The 17,313-nt window shown below is 62.0% G+C and carries 13 protein-coding genes and 2 pseudogenes; 4 read left to right on the forward strand and 11 right to left on the reverse strand.

Features of this window, described 5'->3' with window-relative positions; genetic code table 11:
• Positions 1–8: 8 nt before the first annotated feature.
• Positions 9–830 carry a phosphatase PAP2 family protein gene (locus tag K5E37_RS16070; RefSeq protein WP_221534443.1) on the reverse strand — a complete coding sequence of 274 codons (822 nt, stop codon included), beginning with the start codon at positions 828–830 and terminating at the stop codon, positions 9–11.
• Positions 827–1,498, reverse strand: coding sequence for a histidine phosphatase family protein (locus K5E37_RS16075; protein WP_221534445.1), 672 nt, complete (start codon positions 1,496–1,498; stop codon positions 827–829). The genes K5E37_RS16070 and K5E37_RS16075 overlap by 4 nt, the downstream gene beginning before the upstream one ends.
• A 243-nt stretch (positions 1,499–1,741) precedes the next feature.
• On the opposite strand from K5E37_RS16075, the pseudogene K5E37_RS29710 reads away from it, so the two are divergent.
• The 3 genes and pseudogenes from K5E37_RS29710 to K5E37_RS16085 form a co-directional block, all read left to right on the forward strand.
• Positions 1,742–2,803, forward strand: a pseudogene (locus K5E37_RS29710) (methyl-accepting chemotaxis protein); the annotation flags it as partial.
• Positions 2,804–3,064: 261 nt separating this feature from the next.
• Positions 3,065–3,661 (forward strand): annotated as a pseudogene (locus tag K5E37_RS29715) (methyl-accepting chemotaxis protein); the annotation flags it as partial.
• 465 nt (positions 3,662–4,126) lie between these two features.
• Positions 4,127–4,510 (forward strand): DUF6124 family protein, encoded by a 384-nt coding sequence (locus tag K5E37_RS16085; RefSeq protein ID WP_221534449.1) that lies wholly within the window; start codon positions 4,127–4,129, stop codon positions 4,508–4,510.
• Positions 4,511–4,618: 108 nt separating this feature from the next.
• Here K5E37_RS16085 and K5E37_RS16090 read toward each other — a convergent pair whose 3' ends face one another.
• The 7 genes from K5E37_RS16090 to K5E37_RS16120 form a co-directional block, all read right to left on the reverse strand.
• Positions 4,619–4,813 carry a FitA-like ribbon-helix-helix domain-containing protein gene (locus K5E37_RS16090; RefSeq protein ID WP_221534470.1) on the reverse strand — a complete coding sequence of 65 codons (195 nt, stop codon included), beginning with the start codon at positions 4,811–4,813 and terminating at the stop codon, positions 4,619–4,621.
• A gap of 487 nt (positions 4,814–5,300) precedes the next feature.
• On the reverse strand, positions 5,301–6,674 hold the full coding sequence (locus K5E37_RS16095) for a DUF1329 domain-containing protein (protein ID WP_085608013.1): 1,374 nt from the start codon (positions 6,672–6,674) through the stop codon (positions 5,301–5,303).
• A gap of 161 nt (positions 6,675–6,835) precedes the next feature.
• Positions 6,836–8,794, reverse strand: a complete 1,959-nt coding sequence (locus K5E37_RS16100; protein ID WP_221534452.1) for a DUF1302 domain-containing protein — start codon at positions 8,792–8,794, stop codon at positions 6,836–6,838.
• A gap of 45 nt (positions 8,795–8,839) precedes the next feature.
• Positions 8,840–10,126, reverse strand: coding sequence for a phospholipase (locus K5E37_RS16105; RefSeq protein WP_221534454.1), 1,287 nt, complete (start codon positions 10,124–10,126; stop codon positions 8,840–8,842).
• Between the two features lie 116 nt (positions 10,127–10,242).
• Positions 10,243–11,811 carry an FGGY-family carbohydrate kinase gene (locus tag K5E37_RS16110; RefSeq protein ID WP_221534457.1) on the reverse strand — a complete coding sequence of 523 codons (1,569 nt, stop codon included), beginning with the start codon at positions 11,809–11,811 and terminating at the stop codon, positions 10,243–10,245.
• 20 nt (positions 11,812–11,831) lie between these two features.
• A complete protein-coding gene (locus K5E37_RS16115) occupies positions 11,832–13,427 on the reverse strand; it encodes a glycerol-3-phosphate dehydrogenase/oxidase (protein ID WP_221534458.1) in 1,596 nt (531 codons plus the stop codon).
• A 5-nt stretch (positions 13,428–13,432) separates the two neighbouring features.
• Complete coding sequence (locus K5E37_RS16120) at positions 13,433–15,028, reverse strand: FAD-binding oxidoreductase (protein WP_085608008.1); 1,596 nt, start codon at positions 15,026–15,028, stop codon at positions 13,433–13,435.
• Between the two features lie 211 nt (positions 15,029–15,239).
• Between K5E37_RS16120 and K5E37_RS16125 the strand changes: the two genes are divergently transcribed.
• Positions 15,240–16,268: an AraC family transcriptional regulator gene (locus K5E37_RS16125; RefSeq protein ID WP_007953814.1), complete on the forward strand. Its 1,029-nt coding sequence runs from the start codon at positions 15,240–15,242 to the stop codon at positions 16,266–16,268.
• On the opposite strand, the gene K5E37_RS16130 is transcribed toward K5E37_RS16125, so the two are convergent.
• The gene (locus K5E37_RS16130; RefSeq protein ID WP_007953815.1) at positions 16,265–16,633 is read right to left on the reverse strand and encodes a glyoxalase superfamily protein; all 369 of its coding nucleotides are present in this window, start codon (positions 16,631–16,633) and stop codon (positions 16,265–16,267) included. The genes K5E37_RS16125 and K5E37_RS16130 overlap by 4 nt on opposite strands.
• 117 nt (positions 16,634–16,750) lie before the next feature.
• On the reverse strand, positions 16,751–17,313 hold a 563-nt coding region (locus tag K5E37_RS16135; protein ID WP_221534460.1), incomplete at its 5' end, for an amidohydrolase family protein.

The following is a 17,313-nucleotide window of genomic DNA, read 5'->3' on the forward strand; positions in this document are numbered from 1 at the left end:
GCGACGCGTCAGAGAGAAACCTCAGGCTGTGCGCCGAACACCTTCCGCTCACGCTTGCTCAACACCGGCAATTCCAGGCGAGCCCGCCCGTAGAACGCCAGCGCCGTCAGCAAACACGCCAGCCACACGAAGATGCCGGCCCAGAACGTGTGAGACATGTAGTGCCAGCCCTGTAGGACTCGCGTGGTGCCGTAGACAAAACCGAGCAGCAGCGAGCCCCACAGCAACGCGCTGGAGAAGCGCCATTGATAACGACGCGCCACGAAATACAGCGCCAGCATGGTGAAGCCACCGGAAGCATGGCCACCCGGCCAGCAACGCCCTTCACCCGCTTCGTGGAACAGCTGGAAATTGTTGTACCACTCGATGTGCGGCATCTTTCCGCCGTACAGCGTGGTCTCGATCGGGCAGTAAACGCTGGTGTGCGCCTTGAGGAAATGGATCACCCCGGTGCAGACCGCAAAAGCCACCACCACAAACAGAAAGTCCCTACGGTGATCGGCGGCAAAACGCAGCACCGGCGCGACTTTGCAGCGCTCGAGAAAACCGCCCAGACGCGGATGTTTTTGCGGTTTCACCAGCGGCCAGACCAACGACAGCATGGCGCCGATCAAGGCAATTTCCGCCGTCCAGTTCGGAATGATCCGCGCCCACTTGTGGGTCAGTTTTTCGAAGAAGTGGATCTTGTCGAGCGGGAACGTCTGGCTTAGTGGATCGAACAGCAGATTGCTAAAGGCGATGTCGATACGGGTCATGTCGAACATCAGGAACACCAGCGCGGCACACAGCAGCGGGATGCCGAAGTTGTAAGCATAAAAGCGGGATTTCATTGGGTGGTCACCGTGCGCCAGTCGGAGGCTTCAATGAAGCCGAGCATCTGTGGGGCCGCCGGGCTGGCGGCGGAAACAAACAGCGATGCGCCGTACCCGAGGGTCGAGGCCGGCACCTTGAGGTCTTTTTCCAGCTGCGCCATGCATTCGCTGTGGGTCACCAGAATCAGGTTGCGTCCCGGGACTTTGTGCGCGAGCGCGTCCTGCAGCATCCGGCCCTTGCAACTGATCAACCAGTCTTCACCGGTCGCTGCCTTGTTGAACATGTAGCCGGCGGTCTGCACGGTGCGCATCATCGGGCTGTTGTAAACATCGGCCTTGTCCAGGCCCAACTGCTCGAACTGCGCGCCGACGCTCACCGCGACACTGCGCGAGCGATCGGTGATGCCATCGTGGCCGCTCAGGCACGGGGCTTTCGAGTGGTCGCAGCGCTCGACATGGCGTACCAGCACGATCATCTCGCCCTTGTCCCAGCCGTCCTTCAGCGCCTGTGCCCCGGCCACATTGCCGTGGGCAAGGTCAGGCACCGCCGCCGGGGCGAGCAGCCAGAGGGTCAGCGGAATCACCAGCGCCGACGCCGCCAAGACCACCCAGGTGTTTCGAAAACGGGCCAGACCGCTCAGATCAATCGAGCGCTTGACGCCGAACAGACTCAGTCTCAATTCCACAAAAAGCCGCCATCACTTGTCATTCGATGCGGCGAGGGTAGAGAGGACGCTGTGGGCAGGCAGTGAAACCTATGTGAAAAAAATCTTCGGATCCATTGTTACAAATTCCGTAGGACAAAATCCTTTCAGCTATCGGATTTGCGGCCGATACAGTCCTGCTAACACCCTTGCTGGCTCAAAAAAACAACAATCTTCCAGCCTGACCGACGATCAAGACGCACAACGTTTTCTGGAGGATTTGTGATGAATAGCTGGTTCGGCAACATCAGCGTTAACCTGAAACTGGGGCTCGGATTCGGCCTCGTCCTGGCCCTGACCTGCATCCTGGCGCTCACTGGCTGGACCAGTCTGGGCGGCCTGATTGACCGCAGCAACTGGATGAGCGACATCACCCAGCTCAACGCTGGCCTGACCAAACTGCGCGTGGTGCGCCTGCAATACATGCTGACCAACGGCGACGAAACCGCCGCGCAGAACGTGCAGACCACCCTCGACGGGTTCGCCGCCCAGCAGCAGAAGCTGATCAGCAGCTTCAAGAGCCCGGAAAACGTCAAGCTGCTCAAGGAGCAGGCTGCGACCATCGCCGAGTACCAGACTTCGCTCAACAAGATGCGTAACGCCTACCGCACCGGCAACACGGCGCGCGACTCGATGGCCACCAGTGCCGCGACGGCTTACGGCCTTATCGAAGCGCTGAGCAACCGCGTCCAGCAAATGCCGCTGAGCGATGAGCGTTTCGAGCAGTTCCAGGCCGTCACCGCCGCCAAGGAAGCGTTCATCCTGGCGCGCTACGAAGTGCGCGGCTACACCGCCACCGCCAACGCCGAGACCGAGCAGAAAGCCGTCGGCCAACTGGACGTGGCCATTGCCAGCCTCAAGCCACTGAACGTGCATTTCGCCAGTTCGCAGCAGGACGCCCTGCGTCAGCTGGAAACCGCGCTGACCAACTACCGCAGCGCCTTGCAGGCCTTCAAGAACGCCAACACCGATGCGGTGCAGGCGCGCAAGGAAATGACCGATCAGGGCGCGACCATCGTGACCCTGAGCGAGCAGCTGTATCAGATCCAGCTCGACCGTCGTGACATCGAAAGCGCCCAGGCCCGCACCCTGCAACTGATCAGCACCCTGCTGGCCTTGCTGGTGGGTGTCATCGCCGCGTTCATCATCACCCGTCAGATCACCCGTCCGCTGCAGGAAACCATGGCCGTGGTCGACCGCATCGCCAGCGGCGACCTGAGCCACAACGTGATCGTCACCCGCCGCGACGAACTCGGCGTGCTGCAACAAGGCATCGCGCGCATGGGCGTGACCCTGCGTGACCTGATCAGCGGCATCCGCGACGGCGTGACCCAGATCGCCAGCGCCGCCGAAGAACTGTCGGCCGTGACCGAGCAGACCAGCGCCGGCGTGAACAGCCAGAAGGTCGAGACCGATCAGGTGGCTACCGCGATGCACGAGATGACCGCCACCGTGCAGGAAGTCGCGCGCAACGCCGAAGAAGCCTCGCAAGCCGCAGCCGCCGCTGACGGCGAAGCCCGCGAAGGCGACAAAGTGGTGAACGAAGCCATCGCCCAGATCGAGCGTCTGGCCAGCGAAGTGGTGCGTTCCACCGAAGCCATGAGCGTGCTGCAACAGGAAAGCGACAAGATCGGCAGCGTCATGGACGTGATCAAGGCCGTCGCCGAACAGACCAACCTGCTGGCCCTCAACGCCGCCATCGAAGCTGCCCGTGCCGGTGAAGCCGGTCGCGGTTTTGCCGTGGTCGCCGACGAAGTCCGTGGCCTGGCCCAGCGCACGCAGAAATCCACCGAGGAAATCGAAGGCCTGGTGGCCGGTCTGCAGAACGGCACTCAGCAAGTATCGGCCGTGATGAACAACAGCCGCGCCCTGACCGACAGCAGCGTCGCCCTGACCCGCAAGGCCGGCGACTCCCTGGAAAACATCACCCGCACGGTGTCGAACATCCAGTCGATGAACCAGCAGATCGCCGCAGCCGCCGAACAGCAAAGCGCCGTGGCCGAAGAAATCAGCCGGAGCATCATCAACGTCCGCGACGTTTCGGAACAGACGGCGGCGGCGAGTGATGAGACCGCCAAGTCCAGTGTTGAACTGGCGCGGTTGGGTGGGCAGTTGCAGCAGATGGTGAGCCATTTCCGCGTGTAAACCCTGCACACGAAAGCCGATGTACAAAGAAGGGCAGCTGAAAAGCTGCCCTTCTTTTTTGTCCTGAAATGGCCATCTTCAGGAAGTGGATGACGAGTTCTGAAACGTAATTACACGCGGTTGGCGATGGGTGTTTAAGGACACGCGGTGATACGTCCCGAAGCCCACAAAACCTTGCGCCGTTGCCTACGGCTACGCCAGAATCCGCCGGCTTGTGCGCCTTGGGCTGGCTGCGTAATTTGATTGCGTCACTGATTTCCAGTGATCGAGCTTAGCGGCTCGGTTGTATCCTCGGTTGTACAAGTACGATCCAGTCAGGCACTCGCCTGCACTTGATGGTGGCTGTGCGCATGGCATCTTCGGATGCACCGGGTTTGGATGCTTACCGGTCCGCTAACTTGCGCACAGCTGCCTCCCTTTTGCTTAGCGGCGAAATGGATGCAGCCTCATAAAAGGTAAACATCCATGTTCAAGGTAACGCCAAACCCACCGCTCACCGAACCCACAATCATCCCGGATCCGGCATCCCCCTACGAATGCCCCGGCTCGAAACGTTTCAACGACGCCGCCGAACGCGCCCTCGATTATCACCTGGGCCCACTCAGCGCCCACATCATGGCCGCGCCCTACAAACCCAACACCCTCTATCAGGCTCACCCCGAAGCCGACACCGAATCCCTGCTGGTAGACGCCAGCGAATCCCTCGGCTCCGCCACCGTCATGCTCAACAATCATGTGGCGCTGGTCGAGGGCAGCCACCGCAAGACCCTGCAAGGCATCGCCCAAATCGTGATGATCGCTGAAATGGCCGTTAACCGTGCGCTGGACAAGGTCGTGCCGACTGATTGATGCGGGAGGTGGCGAGTGCGGTGCACTCGCCATTTTTTTGCACCCTGTAAAAAGCCCGCCGCCACACAAGTCTTGGTGTGGCGGCGGGCTTTTTGTGAGCGGTGTTTATCAGCCGCTGAGGTTTTCTGAACGTGATGGCAGATCGAGCTCGACGCCACCCATGGCGCCGAATCGATTGCGTATCCGAGTGCCTAACCCACCAGCTCGATCAACCGTAGCCAACGCGTTCTCCAGAATTTTCCGCGCCTCGTCTTCCAAGGAATGGCCGTTTTGGGCGGCAGCGATACGCAGTTGCTCTGTCATCTCCGACGGAGAGGGATAAGGAATAAAAACGGTTTCAGTCTCGTACTCATACACACGATCAGCCACCAACTCTGCAAATCGTGCCGCTGCGTGATCTTCACTGTCAGCATGCGAGTAGAGCTCATCAATCAGCGCCATTCGCCCTTGCAAGTCAGCATCGCTCTTTATCGAGTCATGACAGGCAGATAACAGTTGTTGAACATTTTCTACCTGACCGCCGAGCTCACCAATCATCTGTGCGATATCAGCTCTGGAGGCATTGGGTTCCGTTGAATCGGGCATATTGCGCTGCATGCTTTCGCCTTCATTCTTATTCGAGGGCGAAATCTATCTCGGATGCTGTTCTGGGTTCAGCAGCTACTTCGTCACACTTTATTGCGCAGTTAACCGATGACTGAATCATCGGCGCGCTGGCACCGCCAACAGCCACTCCCTCCCCCGTCCACTCTCGAAAGGGTGAGGGAGAAAGGGAGCTGATTCCCGTCGCTTACCGCGTCCCCCGCTGCCGCAACGCCGACGGCATGAAATACGAATCCTCCGGCACCGGTTGCGAGAAGTCGACGGTGGACGCCTCTTCGTTATCCAGGTTCTGCACGTAGTAACGCCGCGCCTGCAAGTCGTGGAATACGTCCAGTGCGCTCCAGGTGGTGGGCAGGTCGTAGAAGTTTTTCAGGTAGGCCATCGACACGCGCCACAGCTCCCCTCGCCCGTCGTATTGATCCACGAGTGCGGCGCCCCAGCTGTCTTCGTCGAGGAACAGCACGCGTTTGGAATAGATATGCCGCGACCCCGGTTTGAGGGTGCCTTCGACCACCCAGACCCGGTGCAATTCGTAGCGGGTGTATTGCGGGTTGAGGTGGCCGGGGGTGAGCAGTTGGGCGTATTTGACGTCGGGGCTGCCGACTTTGTAGTTGTTGTAGGGAATGTAGATTTCCTGTTTGCCCTTGAGCTTCCAGTCGAAGCGGTCCGGTGAGCCGTTGAACAGGTCGGTGTCGTCTGCGGTGCGCAGGCCATCGGATGAGGCAATCGGCGTGTCGTAGGCGAGGTTCGGTGCGCGGCGGACGCGGCGTTGGCCGGCGTCGTAGATCCAGGCCTGGCGGGCGTCCTTGAGCTGGTCCAGTGTCTCGTGCACCAGCGCGGCACCACCGGCGAGGCGCGCCGGGCTTTTCACGAAGGCGAGGTAGTAGAACAGGATGTTTTTCAGGTCAGCGAACTGGCCGCCCGGGCGGTAGTAGTTGAAGAAGCCTTCCTGTTGCGAGGTCACCAGCGCGAAGCTGCCGTTGCGCTGCACCGGTGCTTCGGAGGCGCGACGAACCACGTAGATGCCGCGATAGCGAGTGATGTGATTCCACAGCACTTCGACCCCATCCTTGGGCACCGGAAACGGCACGCCGCCATAGGCATCGGCGAACCCGCTGCCGCCCTCCAGCAGTTTGGCCGAGGTCGCATTTTTCAGGGTGTTGTCATACAGCCACTGCGGCGCCGAACCGGATCGGCGCGAGGGGTAGACCGGCATCTGGAAGGTGTCGGGGTAGCTGTTGAACAGGGCGATCTGACCCGGCGTGAGATGCGCCTTGTACTGGTCGAGATTGGCCTTGGTGATGGTGAACAGCGGCTTGTCCGCCGCGTACGGATCGGGGTGATGCTGGCCGGGTTTGTAGCCGGCCGGCGCTTGGGTGATGCCGCCGGTCCAGGCCGGGATTGTGCCGGCAGCATTGCCGGCGCGCTCGGCGCCCATGGGGGTGAGCGAGGTTTTCAGCTGTTCGGCTTGCTGGGGCGAGATGGCGGCCAGCGTGCTGGCGGCGGTGAGGCTCAAGAGCAACGCCAGTGTGGTCTTGGTCAGTCGTGATGCAGGAAACATGTTCGTTCTCCGAAAATAAAACCAGGTCTGCATAGCCAGCAAATCCCCTGTGGGAGCCAGCCTGCTGGCGATGGCGGTGAGTCAGGCAACACAACGTCTGGATGTGCCGTCCTCATCGCGAGCAGGCTCGCTCCCACAGGGGGGCACCGGTGTTCTGGATATCAAAGGAAATACTTGAGGTTGAAACCGACGTTGTCGCGGTCGCGAATGCCGTTGTTCTGCCCACCGCCGTAGAACTCGGTGTACTGCAACTCGGCTTCGAGCCTGTTCTGGTAGTTGGCCTTGATCCCCAGCGTGTAGGCCTTGCGGCCCTCGATGGTGTTGCCGGCCTGGTAGCTGTTGCCTCTGAAGTCGTCCTTGTAGACGACGTAAGGCGAGACGTTGACCCCAGCGTACACGTCGTTCCAGGTGCCGTTGAACATCACCGTGTAGCTGTAGGAATCGCGGTTGACCTGATCGTCGCGATCGCCGCCGGACACGTACGAGGTGTTACCGGTGCCGGCGTAGTAACGGTTGCTGCCGTCGTAAGCGGTGTATTGCAGACTGCTGCCGCGCAAGTGCTCGGAGGCCAGTTCGAAGATGCCGAACATCGAGTCGAACGACAGGGTCGGGCCGAAGTTGTAGATGCTGCCCAGCGAAGTGTTGAACGCTTCCACCCGCTCGGCGTTGTTGATCTGGCTGTCGAGGGTGACCATTTGCCCGCCGACGTTGATGGTCTTGCCGGACACCGCTGCGGCAGCGCCGTTGGCCAGATCGCCGATCAAATCGTTGGTGGCCGCGACGCCGATGGGCAGGTTCGGTCGGTAGGCCACTTCACCGAACACCGAAGCCTCGCCCAGCGTGGTGTTGAAGCTGAAACCGTACATGCGGATGTCTTCGGCATAACGCCGATGGGCCTGGATGTTGCCCATCACATCGGCAGTCGCCAGCCCGTTGGCGAGGGCCCCGGCCTGACTGCCGGCAACGCTGGAGAGCATGTTGGTCAGGGCATTCATGTCGATGCCGTTGTAACCGCCCAGGTCGGCAGCGATGGTCGGCTCCTTGGCGTGGTAATTGACCATGTACAGGCCGAACTCGGTGCTGTTGAGTTCTTCGGCGATGTAGCGGAAGGCGAAGCCGAACTGGCCGTCATTGCGCGCGTTGTAGTCCTTGCCGATCGACGCCACTTTCAGTGTGTTGCCATAGGCCGGAGTCACGCCGTTGGCGTACAGGCCGGTGGACTTCAGCGCCGGGCCGAGCAACGGATTGTTGCCCAGCGCGCTGTACAGACCGATGACATTGCCGAACCCCGGCACCGGCGTGTCGAGCGCGGTGCCGCTGAAGTTGTTGTAAGCGGTGTTGCCACCATCGGCGAACAGGTCGGTCTGCGAGTAGAAGGTGCCGACCGGATCGATGCGGGTTTCCTTCCAGTTGGTCTGGTAGAAACTCTCCATCGTCAGGTTGTCGCTCAGGCCGATGTTGAAACTGACCGCCTCCACCGGCATCAGCACTTCCTTGACCTCGGCACCGGGCAAGCGATATTTCGCGGCGTCCACCGGGTTGGTGGTGTTGACCCCGCCGCGATAGAAAATCCCCTCGCCCCAGTTGAACACCTGACGCCCCACTCGCGCGGTGACCGGCATTGATGCGACGTCCCAGGTGCCATGAACGTAGGCGTCGAGCATCTCGATCCGGCTGCCAGCGATGTCGCGGGTCTGGCCGGTGAAACGGTCGTCCTGGGGATAACTCTGGCTCGGTTGCGAAGGGCTGTTGTTGTGGTAGTAGTCGTTGCGCTTGTCCATCAATTGGGTGTCGTAGAACGCGGTGCCGCGCAGGAACATCCCGTAGTTCTGGTAATTGGCTTCCAGCTCCGAAGTGATCTTGTACACCTCGGAAACCAGCCCGGTATCGAAGTTGCGATTGCCGTCGTTGGTGTTGACGTCATCGTTGGTCTTGTCCCGGCCCTGGACCCGCCACAAGCGGCCATAGGACAAGGTCGTGTCGAGCGAGCCGGTGACCTGATTGTCCAGCACGCTGAACTCGGCGGCCTGCACCGCGTCGACTGCGTAGAGTTGCAGCAGCCCTGCCAAACCGACACCGGGGAGCGCTACGCCAGACAGGCGCAATCGAGTGTTGATCATCTGTTCCTCCTTCCCTGTTCTTATTGTTGTGTGTAGCCGCGATGCTTATGGCGCCAGCCCCGCACGGACATAAATCCGGCTGTGGACGCCGAAATGGCCGAGCAGTCTGAGCAGTTGTTGATTGAGCTCCGGATGCTCGAAGGTCTCGCGTTGCAACTGATTGCCCGCGCTGAAATCGCTGGTGGCCGGCGCCGTTTCCAGCCACTGGCCGATGGCTTCGTCGAAGGCGGCGGAGTCGTCGACCGACTCGGCACTCACCACTTCGCGCAGGTAGTCCACGGAGTACGGCGGGTAACGCGCGTCCCCGGTGGCATCGGCGTAAGCGTCGAGCATCGGATGCGGCTGACCGGCGCGCAGCACGCGGCGCAGCCAGGTCGACTGGTATTTCTCGACTTCCATGTGGCGGGTCGCGACCCGTTCGATGGACGCCTGTTTGTCGTCTGCAAAACCGGCCAGCGCCTTGCCTTCCAGCAACAGAAGGCTCGGCAGCTCAACACCCGGCAACGGCTTGGCGTGATACGGCTGGGTCAGGTCCTGAACGTGGTGCAGGCCCCAGCCGAGGAAGCGATAACCCCAATAAGAATGACCGCTGGCGAACGCCAGTCGCGCCAGACCCATGTACTGATACGCGCGCCAGTCCGGCCAGCTGCGCTCGAGAAATCCGGCAGCCGCGTACACCACCGGGCTCTCATGGAAGAAGCCCATGTGGAACGGCGCCTGGGAGCTGTACTGAAAACGCGCATCGCCAAACGGCTGCGGGCCGAAGCCGTACAACGCGGCGACGTCGCCGGGGTTGTCGCTGAACAGGTTGATGTCGTGGCCGTAATCCGGCTCATCGGCGGCACTGGCCAACACGGCCAGGGGCGCGACTTTTTCGTGATCGCTCACACGAATGAAACGCTGGCGATTCCACGGCGAAAGCGTCTGCTCGACCATGACCTGATCGGCCTGCAGATGCTCGCGCTCGGGCAGGTCCTTGCCCGGCAGCGGCTGGATGACCATCGCCAGATAAATCTGCGGATTGATCCGCAGCGCGGTGAGGAAATCGTGGCGCAGATTGTCGCTCGGCGTGGCGGGCAATTTGAGGTTGTCGGGGCGCGGCGGGTATTGATTGAAATGCTCGCGGGCGAAGCGTTCCTGCTCATCGAGCAACGCGACGATGGCCGGGTATTGCTCGGAGAGAAACTGCTCCAGCGGTTCGACCTCGACGGACGATGCATCGCGCAACGCCGGCAGATCCTGCAACGCCAGGTAACTGCCCACCGTATGGTTCGACCAGCCCCACGCCGTGGGGGCCATTGCGCAAAGCAGCAGGAGGGAGATCAGCTTCATTGCTTCTGGTTCTTGTTATGTGTGCCGTGGGGATCGAGCCTAACAACCGACCCCGCCTCTGACACTGTCCGATCTCACCAGAAAAGTTCTCCGATAGCGCCACGCGCAATGTTGTTTCAGGCCGGGTAACCGGTGATCTTGCGGATGCTCTGGTACAACGGTTTGAGCTGCCGATACATGCGCAGATAGACGTCCTTGTACAGTCGCTCATAGACCTGCTGCGCCTCGGGTTGCGGCTGAAACACCGCACCAACCCGGGTCATCGCCGCTATCGCCGTGGGGAAATCCGCGTGCAGCCCGAGCCCCACCGCGCAGCAAATCGCCGCGCCCAGACCGGACGCTTCATAGACGTGCGGACGCTCCGCCGGCAGGCCGAAAATGTTCGCCGTGAGTTGCATCGCCGCATCACTTTGCGAGCCACCGCCAGCGACTCGCAAACGGGTGACGGAGATCTTCGAGCGCTTCTCGATTTTCTCCATGCCCTGGCGCAAGGCGTAGGCCAGGCCTTCAAGAATTGCTCGGTAAATGTGCGCACGGGTGTGCACGTCGCCGAAGCCGATCATTGCGCCTTTGGCTTCGACACCCGGCTCGCGAATCCCCGGTGACCAGTACGGTTGCAACGTCAATCCCATCGAGCCCGGCGGCACCGCCTCGACCAATGCATCGAACAGTTGCTCGGGCTCGATGCCCTGCTCTTTGGCCTGCTGCATTTCCCGCAGGCCGAACTCGTTCTTGAACCAGCTGACCATCCAGTAGCCGCGATAAATCATCACCTCGCAGTTGTACTGATCCGGCACCGCCGACGGGTACGGCGGAATCAACGGGACGATTTCCAGATAGCGCGAACGGGTGCTGGTGATCGTCGCCGTGGTGCCGTAGGACAGGCACACCGTGCCCGAGTCAACGACGCCGGAGCCGAGCACTTCACAGGCCTTGTCGGCCCCCGCCGCGATCAGCGGGACGCCTTCGGGAATGCCGGTGTGGCGGCTCGCTTCGGCGCTGATATGGCCGAGGGTTTCACCGGGTTTGTGCAAGGTCGGCAGTTGCTCGGGACGCACCGCCAGCGCCTGCCATTTCCAGTCACGGGTTGCGGCCCAGCGCAGGCGCTTGAAGTCGAACGGCAAGTAACCGACGCAACAGCCCACCGAGTCGACGAAACGTCCGCACAGGCGATGCGTGAGAAACCCCGAGAGCAGCAAAAACTTGTCGGTCGCCGCCCACACTTCGGGTTGATGGCGGGCAATCCAGTTGGCCTCGGCCTGGGCGCGAAAGTAATCCACCGTAGCCTGCGCGCCGGCCAGTTTGAACAGCCAGCCCCACGGCCCCTTGATCCCGCCTTCGACTTGGCTCTGGCGCTGATCGAGCCAGAGAATCGCCGGGCGCAACGGTTTGCCCTGGGCATCGACGTTGATCACCGTGCCGCGCTGCGTCGTGAGAGAAACCCCGGCGATCTGCGAACGATCGATGCCGGTTTGCGCCCACACCTGCTGGCAGGCCTCGCCCAGTTTCGCCCAGTAATATTCCGGATCCTGCTCGGCCCAGCCCGGTTGCGTCGAGTAATAGGCCTGCAATTCAACCTTGCCCTTGCCGAGCAGATTGCCCTGCAAATCGAAGAGCAGCGCGCGCACGCTCTGGGTGCCATTGTCGATGGCCAGCAGGTAACGCTTGTTCGGGTGGTTGTCCATGGAGCTCTCTTCGAGGGGCATCACTGCGCGATATCCGGCAGGCCGTGATGGCGTTGCCATAACGCCTGATAGCGTTGCTGTTCCTGTTGCCAGTGTTCGTCGTTCCAGCCCAGCCGTGGTTGGCAGAGTTGGCGAATGGCCGGGAAATACTCCGCGCCGCCACGGGGCAGCAACAGGCCGAGACGGGTTCGGCGCAACAGCAGGTCATCCAGGTGCAGGACCATTTCCGCTTCGCAGGCGAAGGTCAGTTCGGCCCACAAGGTGTCGGTGGCGCCCACCGTTTCATGGCCCAGTTCGACGAGCAGTTGCGCCAGCCTCGGCAGGTCCCGGCCATGTCGCCCGGCCAGACGTCGCCACTGACCGGGGCTGAGGCCGGGGATTGTCAGTGGCGGCACGGCGGCAAATACCGGCGCAGCATCGTCTTCGAAAGAACGGCCGAGTATGTCGGCGCAGGCCTTGAGCACTTTGATGGCTTGCGGGCGAAATGTCGTGAGTTTGCCGCCGGCCAACGTGACGCAACCCGGCTCCTGCCACAGCACGTGTTCACGGGTTTCGTTGGACGGTTTGTCTTGATGTTCACCCGCCGCGCTGCCTACTACCGGACGCACGCCGGACCAGGTTGAAAGCACGTCGGCCGCTGTCACTTCAGCGCCGGGAAACTGCTGTCGGCAGGCGGCCAGCAGATAGTCGAGCTCTTCAGTGCTGATGCTCGCGCTCTGGTCCAGATTCTCGCGGTGATCGAGGTCGGTGGTGCCGACCACTGTGGCGCCTTCCCACGGGAAAACGAATACCGGTCGCCGATCCCGTTCATGCAGAAACGTGAACGCCTGCGCCACCGGCAAGCGCCAGCCCGGCAGCAGCAAATGACTGCCACGCAATGGGCGCAACTGGCGTGGCGCCTCGGGCGGGCGCAAGCGTTCGGCCCAGGCCCCGGTGGCCACCGCCAGCACGCCACAACGCAATTGCAGTGAGGCGCCGGCCTCGCAGTCTTCGACCTGAACCCCGCACACCCGCCCGTTTTCCCGCAGCAGATGTTCGACGCGTACACCGTTGAGCACCACCGCGCCGTCGGCCCGTGCTTCGCTCAACACGCGCATCACCAGCCGCGCGTCGTCGGTCAGCGCATCGATAAAACAGGTGCCGCCCAGCAGGCCATGTTCTTTCACGCCCGGCGCCAGATATCGCAGTTGCTGCGCGTCATGGAAACGATGGTCATGCCTCCCGGCCAACGCGTCATAGATCGACAACAGACCACCCAACACTCGCGGCCCGGGAAAGCCGCCGCGATAGTGCGGCATCATGAAACTCATCGGCTCCACCAGCCCCGGCGCTTCGTCGAGCAGACGCTGGCGTTCGCGCACCGAATCGCGGGTCAGGCGCCACTGGCCTTTGGCGATGTAGCGCAAACCGCCGTGGACCATTTTCGACGACCGACTGGACGTGCCCCAGGCGAAATCACGCTGTTCCAGCAGCAGACAACGCCAGCCACGACGCGCGGCTTCACGCAGGATGCCGGCACCGCTGATGCCGCCGCCGATGACGATCAGATCCCAGGTTTCAGCCGCCAGCGTCGGCAGGATTTGCTGGCGCCATTCAGCGTTCCAGTCCGCGCTCATGGCGGTCACTCCTGCAACAGCGTGCCGGGGTTCAGGCGCCCGGCCGGGTCGAAGTGCCGGCTCAGCGCCTGCAAGGTGTCCATCGCCAGCGCGCCTTTTTCGCGCGGGAGGTACGGCGCGTGATCCTTGCCCACGCCGTGCTGGTGGCTGATGGTGCCGTGGTTGTCGACGATGGTCTGGCTGGCCGCGTGCTTGAGGGCTTTCCAGCGGGCCAGTGTCGCGGGATAGTCCGCCGCCGGGCGAAACACGTAAGTGGTGTAGATGCTCGAACCTTCGCCGTAGACGTGGGACAGATGCGTGAACACATGCACCCGCTCACCCTCGGCCGCCAAGGCATCCCGCAGGCTGTTTTCGATCCGGTTGAGCAGGTTGTCGACGTTGCTCCAGTCGGTGGCGGTTTCGAGGGTGTCGACCACGTAACCGGCGTTCCACAGGTTCTCCCGCAGGTAAGGAAAACGGAAGCGGTTCTGCGCCCATTTCTTGCCCAGCAGCGTGCCGGTGAACACACCGCCGAACGCTTTCAAATGCTGACGGGCCTGACTCAGGGACAGCGCATTCTGCTTGCGATTGCCGGTCACGCCGAAGGTCAGCAGGCACTTGCCCTGCCCCGCGCCGCGCAGGTTCAAGTATTTTTCCAGCCAGGCGATCTGTTGCGGATGGCCGGCCAGCGCCAATTGGGTTTCGGTCTCTACTGCATTGGAAAGACGCAGCATCGACAGCGGTACCCGCGCTTGCGCCAGTTGCTGAATGGCTTGCAGCGCCTTGCTCCAACTGGGCAGAAACACGCCGTAGAAACGCTCATCGGCCGGCAACGCACTGACCCGCACCTTGACCTCGGAAATGATCCCGAAACGCCCCTCGCAACCCAGCACCACTTCGCGCAGATCCGGGCCGGCCGCCGAGGCCGGGAAGGTCGGGATTTGCAGAGGCCCGGCAAAGGTTTCCAGGGTTCCGCCGGCGAACAGTTGCTCAATCCGCCCATAGCGCAGCGACTGCTGACCGCTGGAACGACTGGCCACCCAACCGCCCAGCGTCGACAGCTCCCACGACTGCGGGAAATGCCCCAGCGTGTAGCCACGGGCGCGCAGTTGGCTTTCTACCTGCGGGCCACTGGCGCCAGGGCCGAAAGTCGCCAGCAGGCTTTGTTCGTCGAGGTCGATCAGGCGGCTCATCCGCGCCAGGGACACCGTCACCACGGGCCGCGCAGAGTCTGGCGGGTTGATGTGCCCGGCCACCGACGTGCCGCCGCCGTAGGGGATCAGGCACAGGTCCTGCGCCTGGGCGAGCGCCAGCAATTGGCGGATGTGTTCGGCGGTTTCCGGGAACGCCACGGCGTCGGGGTAATTGCCCAGCGCGCCTTCGCGCAACGCCAGCCAGTCCGGCAGGCTCTGGCCTCGAGCATGCAGCAGACGGTCATGGGCATCGATGCTGTACAAGGCGTGTTCCGCCAGCCGCGAGACCGGCACGCGGGCCAGCGCCGCTTCGAGCGTCGCATCGGGCAGCGCGCGCCCCTTCCCCAGTCGTTCATGGAGAAAACTAGCGCCCTGGGCCGGCAGTTCGACCACCGTGGTTGCATCTCCCCAGCCGTTCCAGCGTCGCATGCGTGTGTCCTTCTGTGCAGTCTGATCAGTGAAATTTCAGGCCCTCATACTAGTCAGCCGGCCGAAAGTGTCACGGTCGCATCCGGCCAGTTCGAGTAGCCAATTGAGTCAAACGTCGCGCAAGCGTCAGCCATTTACTTTAGTCGTGGATTCAAATTACCTTTCAGGGCGCTCATCCGCCCGTGGCGGCCTCGATCAAGGGAATACGGTCATGCAATCGCTCGGCTTCACCTCCGTTCCGCCGCTGCTCAAGTACCTGCGCCATGCCGAACATCTGGGCCTGGCCATCGAGCCTGCGTTGGCGGCGGCCGGGTTGCAGGCGCAGCAGTTGAGCGACAACAGCCTGCGCTTGCCGGGTGAAACCCATGAGCGGTTGCTCGATTACTTTTGCGAGCACTCGGGCGATCCGCTGTTCGGCCTCAACGCCGCGAATTTCGTACTGCCCAACTCCTGGAGCGTGCTCGGCTACATCACCATGAATTGCGCGACACTGGGCGACGCCATGAGCCGCATCATGCCGTTCGAAAAACTGGTGGGCGACATGGGCGTCAGCCGTGCGGAGGTGCACGACAGCCACGTGCACCTGATCTGGAGCTGCCGATTTGAACGCCCGCGGATTCGCCGGCATCTGGTGGAAAACGTGCTCGGCTCCTGGCTGCAATACGCACGATGGATCGCCGACACCCAACTGTCGCCGGCCGCCGTGTGGCTGGAACACTCTATCCCGGCGGACACCACGCAGGCGCAGTACGAACAGTTTTTCGAATGCCCGGTGCTGTTCGATCAACCGTATTCCGCGCTGATCGTGCCGTTGCCGTATTTGCAGTTGCCGTTGCGCCAGGCCGATGCGCATTTGCTGCGCACCCTGGAAGAACACGCGCAGAGTTTGATGGCGACGCTGGAGGATGCGTCGCTCGAACAGCGGGTCAAAAGTATTCTGCGCCAGTTGCTCAAGGAAGGCCTGCCGCGCAAGGAGCAGGTGGCCGAGCATCTCGCGGTGTCGGTGCGCACGCTGCAACGCCAGTTGCATCAGGCCGGCACGTCGTATCAGCAGATCCTCGACGAACTGCGCCAGGAACTGGCCGAGCATTACCTGCTCAACAGCACCTTGCCGATTCAGGATATCGCCCAGTACCTGGGCTTCACCGAACCGCGCTCGTTTCACCGCACCTTCAAGAGCCGACGCGGCATGCCGCCCGGTGAGTTTCGGCAGACTCACCGGGTAGCGAACGACAGCTAGAGACTGATCGCGTTGGTGAACACCAGACGATTGCCGAACGGATCGGCGATGGTCATGTCCTGGCTGCCCCACGGCATGGCCTGGATGCCCGGGTGCGAGAACTTGTAGTTCTTGGCGACCAACTGCTGCTGGAACGCCTCCAGTTCATCGGTCTCGATCCGCAGGGCCGAACCCGGTGTTGCATCGCCGTGGTGTTCGGACAAATGCAGCACGCACTCGCCGCGCGAGACTTGCAGGTACAACGGGAAACCGGGTTCGAAACGATGCTGCCAATCGATCTTGAAGCCGAGGAAGTCGACGTAGAATTCCACGGCCTTGGCTTCATCGAAAATCCGCAGGATCGGGGTGGTTTTGCCGAAGCTCATGGGTTGCTCCCTGACTGATTGGCCCCAGAGTGTAGCCGGGGTGGATGTCAGCAATTCGGCTTGGTGATGGCTTTCTTTAATTGCAATGTGCCATCACTGTGACGCAGTCAGCAAAATTCAACGAAAGCCGTCGCGCAGATCGCCTTGGCGCGCCAGGAACCGCCCGGGTCTTTGGCCATTGGCCTGACCGTCGCGGTAGCTCAGCACGCCATTGATCCACACACCTTCGATGCCTTGGGCGGCGCGTTGCGGGTCGTTGAAATCCGCCACGTCACGCACGGTCGCCGGGTCGAACAGCACCAGATCCGCCCAGTGGCCTTCACGAATCTCGCCCCTTTCCTTCAGGCCGAAACGCGCTGCCGACAGACCGGTCATCTTGTGCACGGCGGTGTGCAGCGGAAACAGGCCGACATCGCGACTGAAATGTCCTAGCACCCGTGGGAAAGCGCCCCACAGGCGCGGGTGCGGGAACGGGTCTTCCGGCAGACCATCGGAGCCGACCATCGATAGCGGATGGGCGAGGATCCGGCGCACATCGTTCTCGTCCATCCCGTAATACACCGCGCCCGCCGGTTGCAGACGCTTGGCGGCATCGAGTAACGACACGTTCCATTCGGCGGCGATGTCCATCAGGTCGCGACCGCCCATTTCCGGATGCGGCGTCGACCAGGTGATGGTGA

Origin of the sequence: Pseudomonas sp. RIT778, assembly GCF_019718735.1 — a bacterium.
Taxonomy (GTDB): Bacteria; Pseudomonadota; Gammaproteobacteria; order Pseudomonadales; family Pseudomonadaceae; genus Aquipseudomonas; species Aquipseudomonas aphyarum.

Coding starts and splice junctions, on each gene's coding strand:
- K5E37_RS16100 (WP_221534452.1), bottom strand. CDS start 8,794: ATGATCAACACTCGATTGCGCCTGTCTGGCGTAGCGCTCCCCGGTGTC.
- K5E37_RS16125 (WP_007953814.1), top strand. CDS start 15,240: ATGCAATCGCTCGGCTTCACCTCCGTTCCGCCGCTGCTCAAGTACCTG.
- K5E37_RS16105 (WP_221534454.1), bottom strand. CDS start 10,126: ATGAAGCTGATCTCCCTCCTGCTGCTTTGCGCAATGGCCCCCACGGCG.
- K5E37_RS16120 (WP_085608008.1), bottom strand. CDS start 15,028: ATGCGACGCTGGAACGGCTGGGGAGATGCAACCACGGTGGTCGAACTG.
- K5E37_RS16130 (WP_007953815.1), bottom strand. CDS start 16,633: ATGAGCTTCGGCAAAACCACCCCGATCCTGCGGATTTTCGATGAAGCC.
- K5E37_RS16090 (WP_221534470.1), bottom strand. CDS start 4,813: ATGACAGAGCAACTGCGTATCGCTGCCGCCCAAAACGGCCATTCCTTG.
- K5E37_RS16115 (WP_221534458.1), bottom strand. CDS start 13,427: ATGAGCGCGGACTGGAACGCTGAATGGCGCCAGCAAATCCTGCCGACG.
- K5E37_RS16110 (WP_221534457.1), bottom strand. CDS start 11,811: ATGGACAACCACCCGAACAAGCGTTACCTGCTGGCCATCGACAATGGC.
- K5E37_RS16095 (WP_085608013.1), bottom strand. CDS start 6,674: ATGTTTCCTGCATCACGACTGACCAAGACCACACTGGCGTTGCTCTTG.
- K5E37_RS16070 (WP_221534443.1), bottom strand. CDS start 830: ATGAAATCCCGCTTTTATGCTTACAACTTCGGCATCCCGCTGCTGTGT.
- K5E37_RS16085 (WP_221534449.1), top strand. CDS start 4,127: ATGTTCAAGGTAACGCCAAACCCACCGCTCACCGAACCCACAATCATC.